The organism is Kitasatospora sp. NPDC057512 (assembly GCF_042802135.1).
In the GTDB taxonomy this organism is placed as follows: domain Bacteria; phylum Actinomycetota; class Actinomycetes; order Streptomycetales; family Streptomycetaceae; genus Kitasatospora.
Map to the genome: position 1 here is coordinate 1 of NZ_JBHVET010000006.1, position 20,078 is coordinate 20,078.

General features: G+C 73.7%; 18 protein-coding genes. 8 read left to right on the forward strand and 10 right to left on the reverse strand.

Translation table 11 applies throughout. From position 1 onward, the window contains the following. Positions 1-34: 34 nt before the first annotated feature. Both ACFU6K_RS00970 and ACFU6K_RS00975 read right to left on the reverse strand, forming a co-directional pair. Positions 35-424 (reverse strand): nuclear transport factor 2 family protein, encoded by a 390-nt coding sequence (locus ACFU6K_RS00970; RefSeq protein WP_380660126.1) that lies wholly within the window; start codon positions 422-424, stop codon positions 35-37. A 73-nt stretch (positions 425-497) separates the two neighbouring features. Beyond that, positions 498-1,664, reverse strand: a complete 1,167-nt coding sequence (locus tag ACFU6K_RS00975) for an MFS transporter (protein WP_380660164.1) — start codon at positions 1,662-1,664, stop codon at positions 498-500. Positions 1,665-1,887: 223 nt separating this feature from the next. Between ACFU6K_RS00975 and ACFU6K_RS00980 the strand changes: the two genes are divergently transcribed. Then, positions 1,888-2,493, forward strand: coding sequence for a TetR/AcrR family transcriptional regulator (locus ACFU6K_RS00980; protein ID WP_380660127.1), 606 nt, complete (start codon positions 1,888-1,890; stop codon positions 2,491-2,493). Positions 2,494-2,740: 247 nt separating this feature from the next. Then, positions 2,741-3,022 carry a hypothetical protein gene (locus tag ACFU6K_RS00985; RefSeq protein WP_380660128.1) on the forward strand — a complete coding sequence of 94 codons (282 nt, stop codon included), beginning with the start codon at positions 2,741-2,743 and terminating at the stop codon, positions 3,020-3,022. Between the two features lie 137 nt (positions 3,023-3,159). Here ACFU6K_RS00985 and ACFU6K_RS00990 read toward each other — a convergent pair whose 3' ends face one another. Then, positions 3,160-4,854 carry a hypothetical protein gene (locus ACFU6K_RS00990; protein ID WP_380660129.1) on the reverse strand — a complete coding sequence of 565 codons (1,695 nt, stop codon included), beginning with the start codon at positions 4,852-4,854 and terminating at the stop codon, positions 3,160-3,162. Positions 4,855-5,257: 403 nt separating this feature from the next. Between ACFU6K_RS00990 and ACFU6K_RS00995 the strand changes: the two genes are divergently transcribed. The 4 genes from ACFU6K_RS00995 (at position 5,258) to ACFU6K_RS01010 (ending at position 8,895) form a co-directional block, all read left to right on the forward strand. After that, positions 5,258-5,914, forward strand: a complete 657-nt coding sequence (locus ACFU6K_RS00995; RefSeq protein ID WP_380660130.1) for a DUF1707 domain-containing protein — start codon at positions 5,258-5,260, stop codon at positions 5,912-5,914. An 84-nt stretch (positions 5,915-5,998) separates the two neighbouring features. Beyond that, positions 5,999-6,835 (forward strand): serine hydrolase, encoded by an 837-nt coding sequence (locus ACFU6K_RS01000; protein ID WP_380660131.1) that lies wholly within the window; start codon positions 5,999-6,001, stop codon positions 6,833-6,835. 105 nt (positions 6,836-6,940) lie between these two features. Continuing rightward, on the forward strand, positions 6,941-8,218 hold the full coding sequence (locus tag ACFU6K_RS01005; protein WP_380660133.1) for a transferase: 1,278 nt from the start codon (positions 6,941-6,943) through the stop codon (positions 8,216-8,218). 29 nt (positions 8,219-8,247) lie between these two features. Then, positions 8,248-8,895, forward strand: coding sequence for a DUF4328 domain-containing protein (locus tag ACFU6K_RS01010; protein ID WP_380660134.1), 648 nt, complete (start codon positions 8,248-8,250; stop codon positions 8,893-8,895). A 12-nt stretch (positions 8,896-8,907) separates the two neighbouring features. Here the strand turns inward: ACFU6K_RS01010 and ACFU6K_RS01015 are convergent, their stop codons facing one another. The 5 genes from ACFU6K_RS01015 to ACFU6K_RS01035 form a co-directional block, all read right to left on the reverse strand. Next, positions 8,908-10,041, reverse strand: a complete 1,134-nt coding sequence (locus ACFU6K_RS01015) for an FAD-dependent monooxygenase (protein WP_380660135.1) — start codon at positions 10,039-10,041, stop codon at positions 8,908-8,910. 142 nt (positions 10,042-10,183) lie between these two features. Beyond that, positions 10,184-10,774 (reverse strand): ATP/GTP-binding protein, encoded by a 591-nt coding sequence (locus ACFU6K_RS01020; protein WP_380660136.1) that lies wholly within the window; start codon positions 10,772-10,774, stop codon positions 10,184-10,186. A gap of 2 nt (positions 10,775-10,776) precedes the next feature. After that, positions 10,777-11,340, reverse strand: a complete 564-nt coding sequence (locus ACFU6K_RS01025) for a DUF742 domain-containing protein (protein ID WP_380660137.1) — start codon at positions 11,338-11,340, stop codon at positions 10,777-10,779. 5 nt (positions 11,341-11,345) lie between these two features. Continuing rightward, on the reverse strand, positions 11,346-11,810 hold the full coding sequence (locus tag ACFU6K_RS01030) for a roadblock/LC7 domain-containing protein (RefSeq protein ID WP_049654463.1): 465 nt from the start codon (positions 11,808-11,810) through the stop codon (positions 11,346-11,348). Further along, entirely contained in the window at positions 11,810-14,752 is a 2,943-nt protein-coding gene (locus ACFU6K_RS01035; protein WP_380660138.1) for a nitrate- and nitrite sensing domain-containing protein, read from the reverse strand. The genes ACFU6K_RS01030 and ACFU6K_RS01035 overlap by 1 nt, the downstream gene beginning before the upstream one ends. Positions 14,753-15,389: 637 nt before the next feature. Here ACFU6K_RS01035 and ACFU6K_RS01040 point away from each other — a divergent pair. After that, positions 15,390-15,872, forward strand: a complete 483-nt coding sequence (locus tag ACFU6K_RS01040) for a YbaK/EbsC family protein (protein WP_380660139.1) — start codon at positions 15,390-15,392, stop codon at positions 15,870-15,872. Between the two features lie 546 nt (positions 15,873-16,418). Next, positions 16,419-18,293, forward strand: coding sequence for an ABC transporter ATP-binding protein (locus ACFU6K_RS01045; RefSeq protein WP_380660165.1), 1,875 nt, complete (start codon positions 16,419-16,421; stop codon positions 18,291-18,293). Here ACFU6K_RS01045 and ACFU6K_RS01050 read toward each other — a convergent pair. Then, positions 18,278-18,922: a response regulator gene (locus tag ACFU6K_RS01050; RefSeq protein ID WP_380660140.1), complete on the reverse strand. Its 645-nt coding sequence runs from the start codon at positions 18,920-18,922 to the stop codon at positions 18,278-18,280. The two genes, ACFU6K_RS01045 and ACFU6K_RS01050, sit on opposite strands and share 16 nt — an antisense overlap. Further along, complete coding sequence (locus ACFU6K_RS01055) at positions 18,913-20,076, reverse strand: sensor histidine kinase (RefSeq protein ID WP_380660141.1); 1,164 nt, start codon at positions 20,074-20,076, stop codon at positions 18,913-18,915. Before ACFU6K_RS01055 ends, ACFU6K_RS01050 begins: the two co-directional genes overlap by 10 nt. Positions 20,077-20,078 lie beyond the last annotated feature (2 nt).

Below are 20,078 nucleotides of genomic sequence, written 5' to 3' on the forward strand. Positions count from 1 at the left end.
CGGGACGGGCCGCGATCAGGTCCGCCCCGGCCGGTCAGCCGGTGAGCTGGGCCTGGAAGACGGCGCTGTTGAAGTACGCCCGGGCCTCGCGGATGAGGCCGGTGTCGTCCAACTCGTAGACGTTGATGCCGGACCAGTTGACCGGTTTGCCGTCCAGGGCCACGGCCGCGCCCCGCCAGGAGACGGCGACGTGGCGGCCGACGGTGTGCGCCTCCAGGGGCGTCAGCCCGAGGAAGGGGCGGAAGCCGGGCAGGACGGAGGCGATGAAGGCGTGGATCGCGGGGCGACCGGTGATCGGCGGAGCGCCGACCGGGTCGTGGAAGACGCCGTCCTCGGCGAAGGACCCCGCCCAGGCGTCGGCGTCGCCCTCCTGGGAGGCGCGGAAGAACTGGAGGACGGCGGGCGGCATGGCCGGGAACGTCATGGGGACTCCTTCGGGATGCGGTGACGCGGTGGGTTGGTGATGTGGTTGAAGCGGTTGAAGGGGTTGGAGTGGCTCAGCGACCGGCCCCGGCCCCGGCCCCGGCCCCGGCTCCGGTCCCGGTCCGCAGGGCGGCCAGGGCGGCCGCCGCGGTGAGCGCGACGAGGCCGCACACCCCCGGCCAGCCGAGCTGGGCGTGGAGACGGATACCGAGCCAGGAGCCGGCGCTGCCGCCGAGGAACGAGCAGGTCATGTAGGCGGTGTTCAGCCGGCTGCGGGCCTCCGGGCGCAGCGCGAAGATCCGGGCCTGGTTGGCGACCTGGCCGCACTGCACCGCCAGGTCCAGCAGCAGGAGGCCGGCGGCCAGCGCGAGCAGGCCCGTCGCGCCGCCGGTGCCGCCCGCGGCGAGTACCGCGGCCGCGGCGAGGGTGGCGCCGGTGCACCAGGCGTTGACCCGGTCCGGGCCGTGCCGGTCGACCCGGCGGCCGGCGGCCGGGGCGCAGAACATGCTCGCCGCCCCGATCAGGGCCAGCAGGCCGAGGGCCTGGGCGCCGAGCCGGTAGGGCGGGCCGGCGAGCAGCAGGGCGAGCGCGGTCCAGGTGGCGCTGAAGCCGCCGAAGAGCGCGGCCTGGCCGAGCGCGGAGCGGCGCAGGCCGGGTTCGGCGCGCAGCAGCCGGACGGTGTCGGCGAGCAGGGCCGGGTACCGGTCGCGGACGGCGGGCGGGGTGGCGGGCAGGGCCAGGCCGAGGGCGAGTGCGAGCAGCGCGGTGAGTGCGGCGGCGGCCAGGTAGGGGGCGCGCCAGCCGAGGTGTTCGCCCAGGACGCCGCCGAAGGTGCGGGCCAGCAGGATGCCGCCGATCAGGCCGCCCTGGAGGGTGCCGATCACGGCGCCGCGCCGGTCGGGCGCGACCAGGCCGGCGGCGAGTGGGAGGAGCAGCTGGGGGACCACCGTGGCGAGGCCGACGACCGCGCCGGCCGCGACCAGCGGGCCGGCGGCCGGGGCGAGCCCGGCGGCCAGCAGCGCGCAGGCCGTCACGACCAGGAGCACGGTGATCAGCGGGCGGCGGGGGAGCCGGTCGCCGAGCGGGACCAGCAGGAAGATGCCTGCGGCGTAGCCGAGTTGGGTGACCGTGGCGAGGTTCGCCGCGGTGCCCGGTGCGATGCCGAGGCCGTCGGCGACGAGCGGGGTGAGGGCCTGCGGGAAGTAGACGTTGGCCACGCTGACGCCGCAGGCCAGCGCCATCACCAGGGGCAGCCGCCGACCCGTGGCGGCGGGCCGCGACACGGGCCTGGACACGGGCCGGGAGACGGGCCGGGAGACGGGTTGCGGCGTTGTCGTCGCGGGCGGTGGATCGATCCGGGGCATCATGACTCCAACCGAACGAACTAGATGGTTCGAATGCTCGCCGCGAGCGTGCCAGACCGTCGCGGGATCGTCAAACGAACCGGTTCGTTACCATCGGCCCATGGCGTACGACTCGACGGCAACCAAAGAGCGGATCCTCACGGCGGCGGCCACCGAATTCGCCGCGTACGGCGTGGCCGGCGCCCGCGTGGACCGCATCGCCGCCCAGGCCCAGGCCAACAAGCGGGCGATCTACGACTACTTCGGTGACAAGAACAGGCTCTTCGCCGCCGTCCTGGAGCGCCTCATGGCCGACCTCGCCCAGGCCGTCCCGCCCGGCGACGAGGACCTGGCGGCGTACGCCGAGCGGCTCTTCGACTACCACCGCGACCACCCGGAGGCCCTGCGGCTGCTGCTCTGGGAGGCCCTCGAACTCGGCGACCAGCCCGTCCCGGGGGAAGCGGACCGGACCCGCCACTACCAGGACAAGATCCGGGCGGCACGGCCCGCGGGCGGCGGCGACGACGACGGCGATGGCGACGGCGGTGACGACGCCCGCGCGCGGCTGTTCCTCACGCTCGGCATGGTCGGCTGGAGCCTCGCCATGCCCCAGCTCCGCCGCATGATCCTCGGCCCCGAGCACACCCTCGACGGGCTGCGCACCGAGATCGCCGACGCCGTCCGGGCGCTGCCGACGGCCGGAGACGGGCTCCCCGAGCGGCCGTAGCCCCCCGTATGGTCGGCCCGTCCTTCACGGAAGGACGCGGAAGGGCGCGGAAGGACGCCGAGGAGCGCGGAAAGTCGGCGGGTCCGACTTTCCACTCCCGGCGGATCGCGGGCGAATGCCGCGCCGGGCATTGTCCTCGGTTCGGGGGATTTGCGGCGGGATTTCTGACATGGACAGGCCGGTGGGGGAATTCATGGCCCGGAAGGGTGCCGCAATCGGATGCGCGCCCTCGGAAGGGAGAACAGTCATGCGTCGTCGGATTGCCGCGGTCGGGATGCTGGCCGCCGCCGGAGTGCTCGCGCTCGCCGTGCCCGCACAGGCGGCTACGGGGACCCTGGTGGTGAACGGGGTGACGCACCAGAATCCGGCACGGGGGTGCTACCCGACCCTGTCGCCGGTGGTCGTCGAGAACCTCACGGACGTGCGGGTCGACGTGTTCTCCGCGGCGAACTGTCAAGGAGCGGTGACGCGGGAGGTGGCGCCCGGGATGACCGCGGCGACGGTCGGGTTCAGCTACTTCGTCAACTGAGGCACTTCGTCAGCTGAGGCACTTCGTCAACCGAGGCACTTCGTCAACCGAGGCCGGCCCGCCGGCCGCGCGACGGAAAGGGGCCGGGGCGGTGCTCCGTACGGAACACCGCCCCGGCCCTCACGTCGTCCGGTCGGTCAGTTCGACTGGTAGAAGCCGAGCAGGTCGACCAGCAGGTCGGCGTCCGACCAGCTCTGGTTCCAGAAGTCGATGATGCCGCCCTTGCCGCCCGGGGTCTGCGCGAGGTTCGGGACGGTCGCGCCGGCCGTCCAGTTCAGCGTCGAGGAGACCGGGCGCTGCGGGACGACCGCGGTGCCGTTCTTGTAGGCGGACCAGTAGTTCGGGTCGGTGTCGACCGAGAGGAAGCCGGCGCCGGCGGTGTTGGTGACGGTGGTGTTCAGCACCCAGCCCTCGACCTGCGGGGAGGTGGTGTCACCCTCCATCCCCAGCGCGAAGAAGGTGCGGCCCGGCATCGGGGCGCCCGCCCGGTCGGGGGTGCTCTCGCGGGTGTCGAGGACGCGCTCCGGCGACACGAGCGGGACCAGGGCGGACCGGCTGGCGGGGCTGTAGTAGCCGACCACGTCGACCACCGCGTCCGTCGGGAGCCAGCTGCCGTTGCGGACGGTGATCTTGCCGTCCTGGCCGACCGGCACGATCACCGCGTTGGCCACCGTCTGGCCGGCGGTGAAGTTCACGTTCGAGGTGGTCGGGACGGCCTGCCCGGTCGGGTAGGCGATCAGGTGGCCGTCCGCCTGCGGGTTGGTGACCGTCAGGTTGAGCGCCACGGCGGTGACGCCCGACGGCACCCCGTTGCGGCCGGCGACGGCGACGTCGAAGCTCGACGTCGCCGGGACCTTGCCCTGGGCCGTGCCGATGCCCTCACGGGTGTCGACGATGCGGGTCTGCGGCACCGACTTGTAGCCGCTGGCGGTGGTGGGCGTGAAGTAGCCGGTGACGTCGGCGAGCAGGTCGACCGAGGCCCAGTCCGAGTTGAACAGGTACACGTAGCCGTCCGGACCGACCGAGGCGACCACCAGGTTCGGAACGGTCTGGCCGGGGACGAAGTTGAGGCTCGACGTCGTGGCGTTCTGGGCCAGGTCCTGCGTGGGCGCCACCGAGATGTGGCCGGAGCCCGAGGTGTTGGTGACGGTGACGTTGAGGACCACCGCGGTGACCCCGGCGGGGATCTGGGCGGCGCCGCCGACCTTCAGGGCCACCGTGCCGCGGGCGGGGACCTTGGCCTTGGCGGCGCCGATGCCCTCCCGGGTGTCCAGCAGGCGGGTGGGGGTGTGCGGCGTGAACTCGGCGCCGGCGGTGACGACCTGGACCTGGTTCTTGGCGACCGTGGTCCCGCTCGTGAGCGTGACCGTGATGTCGAACGCGCCGACGGTCTTGTACTGGTGGATGTCGACGTGCGCGTTGGCGGCGCCGGCGGTGAGGGCGACGGGGTACGAGCTCGTGGTGCCGTCGCCCCAGGCGACGGTGAGGGTGCCCGTGGTGGTCTCGCTGGACGAGAGCTTGGTCTGGAGCTGGAAGCCGTGGGCGCTGAAGGCCGAGGCCTCCAGGTCGACGCCGAGGTTGGCGGCGCTCTGCGCGGCGGGTGCGTCCTGGGCGGGCGCGTTCTGGGCGGGCGCACCCTGCGCCGGGGCCGCCGCCCGCTCGCCGGCCTTCGACGAGACGACCGTACGGTCGGCGGAGCTGTTGAAGGTCTTGCCCGGGAGCTTCTTCGTCGCGTCGAGGCCGGCGACGCCGGAGGCGGGCGAGGAGGGTGCCGCGGCGGGAGCGGCCGCCTGGGCGATTCCGGACGAGGTGAGACCGACACCGGCCGCCACGAGGGCAGCGAGAACCACAAGTCGGCGATTGCGCACCGATTCCCCCACAGTTTCATCAAATGCCGAACGGATTCGACACAGTTCGAATGTGTGTTCAGCGTACAGGTCGTGCGCAGGTCGTGGGACCGGGTTTTTTCCGGGACGCACGGTGGGCGTTCGGCGGGCGTTCGACCCGTGGGCGATTTACGTCCCATGGATGATTTAGGAATTGACGCCGCATTTGCGCGGTCCGGGGTGCGGAGTCGCAAAACACTGGCCGTTGAACGGGTCCGCTGACACAGGGCTCGTGAACGGACCCGAGGAACGGGTCTGGCGGGAAGCCCTATCGCGATATATCGTGAGTTCCTGTCCGCGCCGCTGACCCCAACGCGCGACGACCATCGCCGAGTTCAGGACGGGAAGTATGCCGGGAGAGATCGTGCCCGCCGCAGGGAAGCAGGCCGCCCGCGGTCAGGAGTCCGGGATGCGGGCCTCCCACGCCGACCGGGACCGGGTGGCCGAGCTGCTGCGCATCGCGGCGGGCGACGGCCGGCTGACCTCGGAGGAGCTGGACGAGCGCCTGGAGGCCGCCCTGTCCGCGCGGACGATCGGCGACCTGGCCGGACTCACCACCGACCTGCCGCCCGTGTCGCTCGCCCCCGACGGGGTGGTGGCGGAGGTCAAGGACGTCCTGACGATCGACCAGCGGTGGAGCCGGGTCAGGCGGGAGGGCCGCTGGGTGGTGCCGCGCCGCCTGGAGCTCTTCGTGGAGTGGTGCGACGTGACGCTCGACTTCACCGAGGCGGTGATCACGCAGGACACCCTGCAGATCGACCTGGACATGGAGGGCAAGACCCTGACGCTGATCACCGGGCCGGGCATCGTGGTCGACGCCGACGGCCTGGCCCTGGAGTTCAGCCGGGTCAGGAACCGCCGGGCGCCGGACCGCGGTGCGCCGGTCGCGCTGCGGATCGAACTGGTCGGCAGGAAGCGCCACGGCCGCGTGGTCGTGCGCGAGCCCCGGCGGACGGCCGGCCAGTGGCTGCGCAGGAAGCCCCTGGCCCTGCCGCCCGGAGACTGACGATCCGTCATAACGGCGGAGGCGGTTTCGTGTCGTACGCCGCAACCGTCGAGCTCCGGCCCCGACCTCCCCTACCCTTCCTCCATGCTCTCTGTGGTGGTGGCCCCCTGGGCGGGAAAAGCGGAGCCGGTGTTCGTCCACAATCCGGACGAACTTCACGACGCCGCCAGCACGATGAAGGTCGCGGTGCTCGCCGCGCTCTGCCGTGGCGGGGCGAACCTCGACGCCGAGGTGCCGGTGGTGAACCGCTTCGAGTCCGTCGTGGGCGGCGAGTTCGGCAACGACCCGGACTGGGACAGTGATCCGCTGCCCTGGGAACTGGTCGGCACCCACGTGCCGCTCCGGCTGCTCGCCGAGCGGATGATCACCCACTCCTCCAACCTGGCCACCAACATCTGCCTGGCCCGCACCACCCAGCAGGCCGTCACCGACGTGTGGCGCCGCGCCGGTGCCACCCACAGCTCCACCCCGCGCGGGATCGAGGACTACGCGGCGCGCGCCCAGGGCGTGCACAACCGGGTGACGGCCCGCGACCTGGTCCGGCTGCTGCGCTCGCTCGCCGGGGAGCCCGAACTCCTCGCCCTCCTCGAATGCAACGAGTTCCGGGTGGACCTGGCCGCCGGCCTCCCCTCCAACACCCGGATCGCCTTCAAGAACGGCTGGGTCCCCGGCGCCCGGCTCAGCGTCGGCCTCGTCCAGCCGGCCGACTGCCCGCCCTACCTGATCGCCGTCTGCTACACCGGTCCGCTCGCCGACGGCACGGACCGCACCGACCCGGCGGCCCGCCTGCTCGCCCGCGTATCCAAGGCGGTGTGGGACCGCCGGGACCAGATCAGCCGTCCGGCGCCGGTGACCCGTCCTGCGCCGTCGGCCGGCCCGGTGCCGTCGGCCGGCCCGGCGCCGCTCCGTTCGGCGGGTTGAGCCGCACCGGTCCTGTGTGGCCGGTGCGTTCGCCGCGCTCCCCGTCGGGCTGCGGACCGCCCCCGTTCTGGTGTTCGGCGCCAAACCGTAACCGATCGTGCGCGCATGATGATCGGTCGGTTGTGGTATTCGATTGAGGCGTCCTGCTCAAGCGGTCGGGGGTGGGCTGAAGTGTCGTCCCGTCTACGCATACTCGCCCGGTGGGTCACGGCGACCGCCGTCGCCGCGGCCTACGTCGCGCTGCACCTGCTGGTCAACGTCGGCGCGGGGGAGGACGTCGAGGCCAGCAGGGCCGGTGCGCTCTGGTTCGGGGCGGTGGCCCTGGCCCTGCTCGGGCCCGCCCTGTGGCTGCGGCACCGCCGTCGGTCGGGGGTCGCCGAACTCGTGGGGCTCGTCACCCGCTTCACCCCGCCCGTCCCGCGCTGGCGACGAGCGGTCCTGCTGGTCAACGGCCTCGGGTACATGCTGTTCGCGGCGGGACTCGTGGCGGTCCGCTCCTCGGAGCGACAGGGCGACAAGCTGTCGCTGGAGGGGCAGCTCCTGATGCTGGTGGGCGGTCTGGCGGCCCTGGGCTGCGGTCTGCTGATCCTGCGCCGGACGCGTCGGCAAGCGGCTCCGGGGGCGGCTGAGATCCTGCTTTCGGACGGGCGCAGGCCGGTGCTCTACCTGCGGAGCTTCGCCGACGACGAGGTGGCCGCCCAGGTGGACGACGGTGCGCCCATCAATCTCCATACGAGGGAGGAGCAACTCGCCGGCGCCCTGGGATCGGTGGGCCCCGTCATCGCCGTGGGGAGGCCGGGGGAGCCGCTGCCATTGCTGGGGGCGGCCCGCTTCTACCTGCCGCTCGACGACTGGCAGGGCACCGTGCGGCGGCTGATGAGCCTGTCGCAGCTCATCGTGCTGCGCCTCGGGCACGGGGACGGGCTGTGGTGGGAGGTCGGACAGGCGCGGGCCACGCAGCCGGCGGGCAAGCTGATCCTGCTGACCCCGGGGAACGGTGCCGATCTGGTGGACCGGCTCAACGAACACCTGGTCACCTCGGTGCCCGTGGGCGAGCTGACGCCAGGTCGGCACTGGATCGGCGCCGTCGTGGCCTTCGACGATCTCTGGACGCCCCGGGTGTTCCCGGTCGGTTCCGGACGCAAGGGCCTGTGGGCACGGATGGCGAAGGCGGGCCTCCTGGGGGATCAGACGCCCACGGCGGATGTGGCGCGTGCCGTTCGGACGGCCCTGACAGCCGGCGGGTACCGGAGACGGACGATGGTGTGGCGGGCTCAAGTCGCCACGGGTAAGGCGGGTTTGCTCGGGCTCTGGCTCGTCGGGGTGATCGCCCTGTTGTGCTGGCTCGGGTACCGGGTGTTGCAGCTGGCAGGTCTCTGGTGAGCCGGGGACACGAGAACTCAGGGGGAAAGATGGACAGTTCGCAGCGCTACAGGGCCGTGGCCGGGTGGGGCGTCGCGGCGTCGATCCTGGTCGTCGTGGTGATGGTGTACAACGTGTTGGTCACGTGGACCGACTGGCGCGCGTACCTGGTTTTCGAGGACGCCCTCGCCGGGAAGGCCACGCTGGCGGACCTCCAGGCGGTCGAGGACTGGGCGGACTTCTTCGGGGATTCCCTCTACCTCGCGTTGGCCCTCCCCGCCGGAATCGTGGTGACGGTGTGGCTGTGGCGGGCGCGGATCAACGCCGAGTTGCTGGGCGGCCCGGGCAGTCAGCGCCGGGCCCGGGCCTGGGTGGTCGGCGGCTGGTGGCCGCTGGCGAACCTCTGGATTCCGTACCAGGTCATCTCGGACATCTGGCAGGCCAGTGCGCCGCGACGGCCCGTCTCCCGGGCCCTGATCGGAGTCTGGTCAGCGGCGTGGGTGATCTGGTTGTACGTGAGTCGGGGTTACGCGTACCTGGTGGACAAGGACACGCCCACGGAGGACGACCTGCGTCGTGCCATCGCCTACTCCACCATCGCCGCCGTGGCGAACGTGGTCTCCGGCGTGATCCTCCTCCATGTCGTCCACCGCGTCAGCACCTGGCAGACCCAGCGGCGCGCCGAAGCGCGCCGCTGAATCCGCCGGCCGTCAGTACGGCTGGACGAGGACGTGCGCCGCGCCGGGGATGCCGACCTTGAGCAGCTCGTCCTCCTCCGGCGTCGTCGCGGTGCCCGTCTCCTGCTTGAGGACGGCCCGGGACAGGGCCTGGACCCACATGGCGCGCGGGCGGCGGCGCGCCTCCCAGGCGGTGAGGGCGGCCGGGACGGTGTCCTCCGCGTCCAGGCTCTGGGCGAGCACGAGCGCGTCCTCGACGGCCATCGCGGCGCCCTGGGCGAGGTGCGGGGTGGAGGCGTGGGCGGCGTCGCCGGCCAGGACGATCCGGCCGACGTGCCAGGGCTCCTCGACGGTGACCTGGGAGATCCGCGAGTAGACCACGGCGGCCGGGTCGGTGATCTGCTCCAGCGCCTCGGCGATCGGGCCGCCGAAGCCGGCCAGCCGCTCGCGCAGCTGCTCGTGGGCGCGCTCCGGGTCCGGGCGGAAGTCCTCGGCCTCGGCGAAGACCGAGCCCAGGTACATCTGCTCCGCGCTGATCGGGGTGAGCAGCGCCTTCGCGTTCAGGTTGCCGGAGGACATCACCACGCCCCGCACCTCGGGCGAACGCGGGACGGTCACACGCCAGTTGGCGAAGCCGGTGTACTCGGGGGCGTACTTCTCGCCGTACAGGTGGCGGCGCAGCGGCGAGCCGATGCCGTCGAAGCCGACGACCAGGTCGTAGCGGCCGACCTGCCCGTCGGTGAGGGCGGCCTCGATGCCGTGGGCGTCCTCGCACAGGGTGCCGATGGTGGTGCCGAAGCGGAGGGTGGCGCCCGCCTTGACGGCGGCGTCGGCGAGGACGCGGGCCAGCGCGGGGCGCGGGATGCCGTTGTTGGAGGGGGCGTCGCCCATCCGGGGCTGCGGGATCTTCGCGAGGGTGGCGCCGGCCGGGTCGCAGATGGTCAGCACCTCCCACTCGAAGCCGGCGGACAGGCAGTCGTCCAGGACGCCGATCTCGCGCATCACGTGCAGGGCGTTCGACGGCTGGATGATGCCGACGCCGAGGGCCTCCAACTGCTCGCGCAGCTCGGCGACGTCGACCTGGTGGCCGCGCTTGGCGAGGGCGGTGGCGAGGGTGAGGCCGCCGATGCCGCCGCCGTTGACGAGGACGCGCAGGGGTCTGTTCATGAGGGGGGCTCCGAAAGGAAGTTCACAGGAGGTGCGGGGGTGCGGGGGAGATGAGGGGGTCCGGCCGGAGCCGGTCCGGCCGAGCGGGCACGGTGGTCGAGGAGGCGGGCCGGTCGAGAAGGGCGGTCCGGCCGGAGCCGGTTCAGCCGACGGGTGCGGCGGCGAGGTCCATCAGGTGGTCGACCAGGGCGAGCAGCAGGTCCCGCCCGAAGTCGCGCTCGCGCACATCCCCGAGCAGCATCGGCACCTGCGGGTCGAGGTCGAGGGCGGCCCGGATCTCGTCGGGGGTGCGGGTGTTGGTGTTGTGGAAGCAGTTGATCGCGACCACGAACGGGATGCCCCGGCTCTCGAAGAAGTCGATGGAGGCGAAGCTGGTCTCCAGCCGACGGGTGTCGGCGATGACGATCCCGCCGAGGGCGCCGTTGACCAGGTCGTTCCACATGAACCAGAAGCGCTCCTGGCCGGGAGTGCCGAACAGGTAGACGACCAGCTCGGGGCTGACCGTGATCCGGCCGAAGTCGAGGGCGACGGTGGTGGTGGTCTTCTGGTCGACGCCGGCCAGGTCGTCGACGCCGACGCTGGCCCGGGTCAGGTACTCCTCGGTGCGCAGCGGGGCGACCTCGCTGACCGAGCCGACCAGGGTGGTCTTGCCCACGCCGAAGCCGCCCGCGATCAGGATCTTGACGGCGGCCGGGGCGGCGGGGGCGTCGGTGGCGGAGTGGGGGGTTGCCATGTTCAGAGTCTCCGGAGTCCTTCGCGTACGGCCGTGAGCAGGCCGAGGTCCACGCCCCCGGCGGCCCGGGCCACCGACAGCGGTGCCCGGGCCTTCAGCAGGCCCTGGGCGACCAGGTCGCCCAGCAGGATCTTGGTGACCGAGACCGGGAGGTCCAGGCCCGCCGACACCTCGGCGACGGCGATCGGGCGCCGACAGCGTTCGAGGATCAGCCGGTGCTCGGGCTGGAGGCCGCGGGCACCGGCGCGGCTGCCCCGCGCCAGGGCGGCGTCGGCCTCCGCCTCGACCGTGGTGAGCACGGTGATGAGGGTGAGGTCGTCGCGCTCGGGCGCGGTCCGGCCGCGGGTGATCGTGTACGGGCGCACCATGCTGCCCGTCTCGTCCTCCGCGTCGTCCTCCAGCTCGCTCCAGTGCGGCACGGTGCCGCGCCGCCAGGAATCGTCCCAGCCGGACGGCGAACCGGAGGCCGGAGCGGAGGCCGGAGCGGAAGCCGGACCGGGCCGCGGGTCGGCCTGCCGGCCGTCGTCGCGGCCGTCCCCCCAGGCGTCGTTCCCGTACGGTTCCACCCTGGTCAGCCCCGGTTCCGGGCGGCGAAGGCGTCGAAGGAGGCCGGGGCGGCAGGGGCGCCGGGGGCCTCCTCGTGGCGGACCGGGGTGGTGAGCTTCTGGCCGACCTGCTGCACCAGGGTGTGCATCGCGACCGACATCACCTCGGCGTCCACCTCCTGGGAGGCGACCACGGCCAGGTGGGTGCCCTGGGCGGCGGCGATGACGAACAGCCAGCACTCGGCGAGCTCGACGATCACCTGGTGCACCGGGCCGCCGTCGAACAGCGCCCCGACCCCGCGGGCCAGGCTCTGCTGGCCGGTGGCGACGGCGGCCAGGCGCTCGGCGTCGGCCCGCTCGATGGTGCGGGAGTGGCTGACCACGAGACCGTCGTCGGAGAGCAGGACGGCGTTCCTGGTCCCGGGCACCGAGTCGACGAGTCCGTCCAGCAGCCAGTCCAGGTCCTGGTGGGTGGCGATCGTGCGGTTCATCACTGCTCATCCGTTCGTGTGGTTCGGGAGTCCGCGGCCGGAAGGGCCCAGGGGGACGGGGCGGGCGCGGCGGCCGGGGGGCCGGCGGGTGCGGGGGAGGGCGCCGGAGGGGTGGCGGGCAGGCGGTGCTCGCCGCTGTCCTGGGCCCGGGCGGCGCGGGACTGCCGCTGGAAGGCGCCGATCGCCGCACCCGAGCGCCGCACCGGGCGCTCGGTGCGCTGGAACGGGCCCGCGGGCGGGGTGTCCCCGGCGGGCCGCTCGACCCACTGCGGCTGGGCCGGCGGGGGCACCCGCAGCTCGGCCGCCAGGCTGGCCTGCCGGACCCGCTGCGGCAGCGGGGGCTGGCCGCCCTGGGCCGGGCTGAACGGCACCGAGGTCCGGTACTCGCGGGGCTGGCGCCGCTCGGCCAGCCGGTAGTGGTCGGCCGGGCGGTACTGCTCGTCGGCGTACGGGGCCTCGGCCTCGGTGACCCGGGCGTAGGCGATGTCCGGGTAGGCCGGGGCGTCCTGGGCGGGCGCCGGGTCGGCCGGGGAGGTGTGCTCGATCGGCTGCTCCGGCTGGTGGGCGGACCGGGCAGCCGTGGCGGGCTGCTCCACTCCGTACGACGGCACGGGGCCGGTGGACGGTTCAGCGTCGTACGACGGCTCCGAGCCGAAGGGCTGTCCGGAGGGGTACGGCTGCTCCGCCCGGTAGGCCTGCCCGGCCTGGAACGGCTGCTCGGCCGGGTAGGCCTGCCCGGCCCGGTACGGCTGCTCCGCCGGGTGCGCCTGGCCGGCCCCGTACGGCTGCTCCGCCTCGAACGGGGCCGCCGGCAACGGAACCTCCTGGAGCGTGGCCTCCGGTCCCGCACCCCATCCTGCGTCCGGTACTGCCTCCGTTCTTGCGTCCGGTCCCGGTCGCGCCCCGGCCTCCGCCAGGGGCAGCGGCACCGGGGCCGCCTGCGGGGCGCGGTCGCCCCGCGCGAAGGAGTCCACCGGTGCGACCGGCGGACCGGCCGGCACCGGGGCGGGCGTCTCGTCGGAGGCCGAGCGGACGGCCCGGCGCGAGCGGCGCACCAGCGGGATCGGCTCGGTGGCCGTGCCGCCGGCGCCGTCCGGCAGCCCGGTGTCGCCCTCCAGGACCAGCTCGTCGGGGACGAGCACGACCGCCCGGGTGCCGCCGAAGGCGGACGGGCGGAACTCGATCCGCAGCCCGTGCAGGGCGGCCAGCCGGGAGACCACGTGGAAGCCGAGGCGGATGTCGTCGGCCCGGGCCAGCACGTCGGTGCGCGGCGGTCGGCTCATCAGCTCGTTGGCCGCGTCGTACTGCTCCGGGTCCATGCCGAGGCCCCGGTCCTCGATCTCGATCGCGAGCCCGCGGCCGACCACGGCGGCGCGCACCTCGACCGGCGTGGGCGGCTTGGAGAAGGTGGTGGCGTTCTCCATCAGCTCGGCGAGCACGTGCGCCACCGGGCCGACGGCCCGCTCGGAGAGCCAGGGGTCGCCCTCGATGTCGATCGAGATCCGGCGGTAGTCCTGCACCTCGCCCTGCGCGGCGCGCAGCACGTCCAGCAGCGGGACGGGCTTGCGCCAGCGCCGCTGCGGCTGGCCGCCGGCCATGATGACGAGGTTCTCCTCGTAGCGGCGCAGGCGGGCGGTGAGGTGGTCGAGGTCGAAGAGGCCCTCCAGGACCTCCGGGTCGTCGTGCTTGCGTTCCAGCTCGTCCAGCTTGCGCAGCTGGCGGCCGATCAGCAGCTGGGTGCGGCGGGCGATGCGCTGGAGCAGCCGCTCGAAGCCGCGGTGCTGCTCGGCCTGGCCGACGGCGGACTCCAGGGCGGCGGAGCGGGCCAGGTTGAGCGCCTGGCCGAGCCGGGCCAGCTCGTCGGTGCCGTTGCCGTGCGGGCCGGCCGTGATGGTGCGGGTCTCGGCCTCGACGTCCACCTGCTCGCCGCGGCCGAGGCGGTCGACCACCTCGGGCAGGGTGCGCTGCATCTCCTCGGCCTGGGTGTGCAGGTCCTTGATGCGGCGGCGCAGCGAGCGGCTGAGCCGCCAGGAGACGATGATCACCGCGACGACGGTGACCAGGCCGACGACGGCGGTCAGCACCACGCGGGTCAGCAGGCCCATGATGGCGCCCTTGCCGACCTCGACGATGGCACTGGTACGGGCCTCGATCGCCTTGACCAGCGGCGGGTTGAGCTGGTCGAGGGCCTGGCGCCACTGGTCCTGGGCGGCCGGCAGTCTGACGGTGCCGTTGGCGTCGGCGGCGGTGGGCTTGGTCAGCTGCTGCTCGACGGCGGCCTTGGCCTGCCAGGCCGGGCCGTTCATCAGGTCGTGCCAGCCCTGGACCTCGGTGTCCGGGATGTACGGCAGCACCTGGACGTTGAGCAGGTGGTCCTGGGCGCCGATGGCCTGCTGGACGGCCTGGTAGTCGGCGGTGCTCAGTCGGCCGCTGGGCCAGCCGCGGGCCAGGATGGCATCCTCCCGGGCCAGCATCTCCTTGGCCCAGAAGGTGTTGACGAGGGTCTTGGAGATCCAGGTGACCTCGCCGGTGTCCACCCGGCTGAGCGCGGTGAACAGCCGCAGGTCCACCGCGATCAGATCGGTGTAGTACGTGTAGACCGTCTGCTGGTCGACGGAGCCCCGGTCGACGTTGGCGCGCTGCTCGACCAGCTTGCCCATCGCCTGGCGTGCCTCGGCGACGGCGGTGCGCACCTCCTCGGGCGCGTTGTCGGCGGTCTCCCCGGACAGGGTCTGGAACTGCCGCACGGCGTCGTCGGTCAGCTGCCGCTGGCGGCGCAGCTGGTCGGCGTTGGAGCCGGGCCGGGCGAGCGCCTCGGCGCTGAGCCGGCGCTCCTCCTGGAGGTTGTAGTAGACGATGTTGGACGGTTGTCCGGCCTTCTGGGCGAGCAGGGCCTGAGCGCCCTGCCGCTGGAAGTCGAAGACCGTCTCACCGCTGGTCACGGCCCAGAGGGCGACCAGGGCGATGCTGGGGATGACGGCCAGGACGAGCAGCGCCGTCCGCAGGGACAGGCGTGGACGCCTGCGGGGGCCCTTCGGCGTCGGGGGCCGCCGATTCGCACGCGCGCGCAGAGCTGACTCCTTGGGGCTGGCGGCCGGCCGGTGAGGGGCGGGCCGTCCGGGCACGGTTTTTTGACGAAGCGATACTAGTCATACCGTGTGATTAGAGTGAAAACCCGTTCGCTGCCTGGGCCGTGCTTGCACACGGAGTGGACACAATGTCATTCAGTCGTTGACCGTCCGTATGCGGAGCAGGTGCTTCCGGACTCGCCCGACACAGTGTCAACGAGGCGCGCGGCCGACGGATGGCCGGGGTGTGAAAACTGTGTGACGCCCCGCCGGGACCCGCTCGGTGCGCCCGCCGAGCCACCGCCCGGCCCGGATCAGCCCCCCTCCGGCCGCGCGGCGGCCTGTTCGGTGAGGGGGCTGGGCGGGGGAGTGGGTGAGGGGAGTGGGCGAGGGGGCGGACATCGGGTCCACCTGTCAGGTTCTCTGAGGACCTGGGTCGCCGTTGCGCCCTCTTCCGTCGTCGCGGTCGCGGACAGTGCCGACACTGTTGCGCGGACGGCATGATGGGCCGATGACCGCATCCCTCCCCACCCGTAGTCAGGCCGTCGCCGAGGCGCTCGCGCAGGCCGGCGTCCCCGGCGAGATCCGCGTCCTGCCCGACTCCGCCCGCACCGCCGCCGAGGCCGCCGCCGCGCTCGGCTGCGAGGTCGGCGCCATCGCGAACAGCCTGGTGTTCATGTGTGACGGTGCGCCCCTGCTGGTGATGACCAGTGGCGCCCACCGGGTCGACACCGCCCACCTGGCGCGGATGTTGGGCACCGGCCCGATCGAGCGCGCCACCGCCGCCCAGGTCCGCGAGGCCACCGGCCAGGCCATCGGCGGCGTCGCCCCGACCGGACACCCGGCCCGGCTGCGCACCGTCGTGGACACCGCGCTGGAGGCGTACGAGGTGCTCTGGGCGGCCGCCGGGCACCCGCACACCGTCGTGCCGATGACGTACCGGGAGTTGCTGAACGTGACGGACGGGACACCCTCCACGGTGGCGGCCGGGTAGTCACGAAGTCCGTACCGCTCCGAAGCTGCGAACACGCTCGGTGGGCGGATACTGGAGGAGTGGGACGGATCGGACCGGGCGTCGCCGACAGGCCGCCGGACCGTTCCGGCCACGGGCAACGGCCTCCAGGTCCCCGTGACCGCGCCGCCGGTGCAGGTTGCGGCGGGCGCCAGGAGCGCCGACGCAACGAGAGAGAGAAGCCGTGATGAGTTACTTCGGCCGTCGAGGAGACAGAGGCGGTGGTTACGGCCGTGACCGTGGTCGTGATCGTGATCGTGGTCGCAACCGCCGTGGACACCACCGTCGCCGTTTCGGCATGTGGTGACGGTGATTTCGGCTAGGACTGCGCACAACAGTCCCGACTAGCGCCATCACAGGGGCCGGCGGTACGACTGCCGGCCCCTCACCCTGGGGTCGGCACCGCCGCCACGCGGAGCGTGACGCACCCCGCATGACGGGTCCCCACCTCGGAACGGCGGATCCGGACCCCGAAAGGTCGTTCCCGGCAAACCGGAACGACGTCTCCGAGAGCAACGGGTCGTGGCCATGCGCGATGTGACGCCCCCGGGCGACCGGGCGGCGCGGGACGACGACGACCCGGGGCCGGTGACGGACCCGCCCGTCGTCCCGCTGCGGGAGCTGATCCGCCGGTTCTGGCCGTGGGTGCGCCCCGACGTGCGCTGGCTCCCGGTGAGCGCGGTCCTGCTCGTCCTCGGCGCCTTCGGCGAGGTCGTCTCCGTCTGGCTGTTCAAGGACCTGATCGACGACGTCCTCGTGCCCCGGCACTTCGCCGACTTCTGGCCGCTCGCCGCCCTCATGCTCGGCGCGTCCGTGGCCGCCGCGCTGTTCACCTTCGGCGGCGCCTACACCAGCACCAGGACCGCCGAGCGCTACATGCTGCGGCTGCGCACCGACACCCTCGCCCACCTGCACACCCTGCCGCCCGACACCCTGGAGACCCGCTGGCGCGGCGACCTGGTGGCACGGCTCACCTTCGACATCGCCGAGATCGAGCAGATGGTGGCCACCGGACTGGTCGAGGGCGCGGTGGCCGCGGTCAGCCTGCTGCTGTTCACCGGAGCCGCCTTCTACCTGAGCTGGCCGCTCACCCTGGCCGCGCTGCTGGCCGCCCCGCTGTTCGTCCTCTCCACCAGCCTGTTCGGCCGCCGCATCCGGCGCCGGGAACGGCAGGTCCAGCGCCGCGCGGGCGGGGTCACCGCGCTGCTGGAGGAATCCCTGCGCAACGCCACCGTCACCCGGACCTGCGGCCAGGAGGACCGCGAGGTCGAACGGGTCCACCGGGAGGGCAAGGCCCTGCTCGACGCCGAACTCTCCGCCGCCCGGGTCGCCGACCTCTACCAGCCCTTCCTCGGCGTGCTGCAACTGCTGGCCGGGCTCGCGGTGGTGGGCGTCGGCGCGCTGGAGGTCATCCACGGGCAGCTCAGCCTCGGCGGCCTGCTCGCCTTCGCCGCCTTCATGGCCCAGCTGTTCGAGCCCGCCCAGCAGCTCGCTGCCCTCGTCCCGCTGGCCGGCACGGCCTGCGCCTCGGGCGAACGCGTCCTGGAACTGCACGACCTCACCAGCCCGGTGCGCGAACGCCCCACCGCCCGCGACACCGGCCCGGTCCGGGGCCGGGTCACCCTCCAGGGCGTCCGGGCCGGCTACCCCGGCGCCACCGGCACCCCCGGGCCGCCCGTCCTCACCGACCTGGACCTCGACCTGCGCCCCGGCGAGACCCTGGCCCTCCTCGGGCCCAGCGGCAGCGGCAAGTCCACCCTCGCCAAGCTCCTGGTCCGCTTCCTCGACCCGCAGGCCGGCACCGTCCGCCTCGACGGGCAGGACCTGCGCGACCTCACCCTCGCCTCGCTGCGCCGGGCCGTCACGCTGCTGCCCCAGCAGGCCCCGCTGTTCCGCGCGACCATCGCCGACAACATCGCCTACGGCCGCCCCGACGCCCCGCCCGCCGCCGTCGAACGCGCCGCCCGCGACGCCGGCGCCCACGACTTCGTCACCGCGCTCCCGGACGGCTACCGCACGGTGATCGGCGCCGACGGCTTCCAGCTCTCCGGCGGCCAGAGCCGGCGCGTCGCCATCGCCCGCGCCTTCCTGCGGGACACCCCCGTGCTGGTCCTGGACGAACCCACCACCGGGCTGGACCCGCACACCGTCGAGCAGTTCGTCCCCGCGCTGCGCCGGCTGATGGCCGGGCGTACCACCGTCCTGATCACCCACGACCGGGCCCTGCTGCCCCTCGCCGACCGCGTCCTCACCCTCCGGCCGCCGGACGCCGCCGGTCCGGCCGTAGGTCCGGACGCCGCCGGTCCGGCCGTCCGCCCGGATGCCGGCCCGGTCGACGCGTTGCGCGGCCGGGAGCCGCGGGAACCCCGGGCCGGCGGCGCGGGGGACTACGCGCCGAGGTAGTGCAGGACCGCCAGGATGCGGCGGTTGTAGTCGGTGGTGCGGGGCAGGTCCAGCTTGTCGAAGACGGCGTTGAGGTTCTTCTCCACCGCGCTCATCGAGACGTGCAGCCGCTGCGCGATGGCGGCGTTGGTCCAACCCTGGGCGAGCGCCTCCAGGACGCTGCGCTCGCGCGGGGTCAGCCGGGCCAGCGGATCGGTGCGGGTGGTGCGCACCACCAGTTGGCGCACCACCTCCGGGTCGATCACCGCGCCGCCGGCCGCGACCCGCACCAGGGCGTCCAGGAACTCGTCGACCTCCGCCACCCGGTCCTTCAGCAGGTAGCCGACCCGCTCCGCGCCCGCGTCCAACAGCCGGGCCGCGTACCCGCGTTCGATGTGCTGGGAGAGCACCAGCACGCCCACCTCCGGCCAGCGCTCGCGGATCTCCACCGCCGCCCGCAGTCCCTCGTCGGTGTGGGTCGGTGGCATCCGGATGTCCACCACCACGACGTCCGGCGGCCGCGCCGCCACCGCCGCCGTCAGCGCCGTCGCGTCGCCGACCGCGGCCAGCACCTCGTGCCCCTCCTCGGCGAGCAGCCGGACCAGGCCCTCCCGCAGCAGGGTCGAGTCCTCGGCGAGGGTCACGCGCATGGCAGCTCCGCGGTGATGACGGTCGGGCCCCCGGCGGGGCTGTGGACGTGGAGGGTACCGTCCAGCGCGGCGACCCGCCCGCGCAGGCCGGCCAGGCCGCTGCCCGCCGGGTCCGCGCCGCCCGTCCCGTCGTCCTCGACCCGTACGGTGAGCACGGTGGCGCCCTGCGCGACCAGGGCCGAGACCGCCGAGGCGGCGGAATGCTTGGCCGCGTTGGTGACGCACTCCGACACCACGAAGTAGGCCGCGGTCCGGACGGGTTCGGGCAGCGGGCCGGCCACCTCGTAGCGGAGCCGCAACGGGATGGCGCACCGCTCGGCCACCCCGCCCAGCGCCTCCTCCAGCCCCAGGGTGTCCAGCGCCGACGGGTACGCCCGCCAGGCCACCTCGCGCAGCTCGGTCAGCAGCCCCTGCGCCTCCCGGTGCGCCTGGCGCAGCAGCGCCTCCGTCCGCTCCGGGTCCCGGTGGCGGTCCAGACCGCGCCGCGCCCGGCCGAGCAGCATCGCCAGCGCGACCACCCGCTGCTGCACGCCGTCGTGCAGATCCCGCTCGATCCGCCGCCGCTCGGTGTCCACCGCCCGCACCACCGCGGCCCGGCTGTCGGCGAGTTCGACGATCCGGCGGCGCAGCAGCTCGGCCTCGGACGGTCCGAAGCACTCCCGGGCGGTCCGGGCGTCCAGCGCGGCCAGCGAGAACAGGCCCTGCACGGCCAGGAAGAGCAGCACCCCGCCGAGCAGCACCTGGGTCGCCAGCTCCTCCCAGCCCAGCGAGCCGCGCAGCACCCCGCCGACCAGCAGGACGGCCAGCACCAGGCCGAAGCCCAGCAGCCCCAGCACCACCCCGGCGACCAGCCCGCCGCCGCTGCGCACCGCCAGGTAGCGCAGCAGCCGGCGGTCGTCCGCCCGGTAGTGGCGGGGAAAGCGGTCGCCGAAGAAGGCGCTGCGCCGCGCCCGCTCCAGGGCGGCCAGCCGGCGCACCCCGGACAGCAGGAACGGCACCGCGTACGGGCGGGTGCGCGGCCAGAGCAGGAACGGGCCGAGGACGGCGGCCGCGAGGAGGAGGTACAGGGCGGCGAGCGCGGCGCTCGGGCAGCCGAGCAGAACTCCGGCGGCCCGGCGCGGCCATGACGTGGTGTCCGCTGCGTCCCCCTGCACGG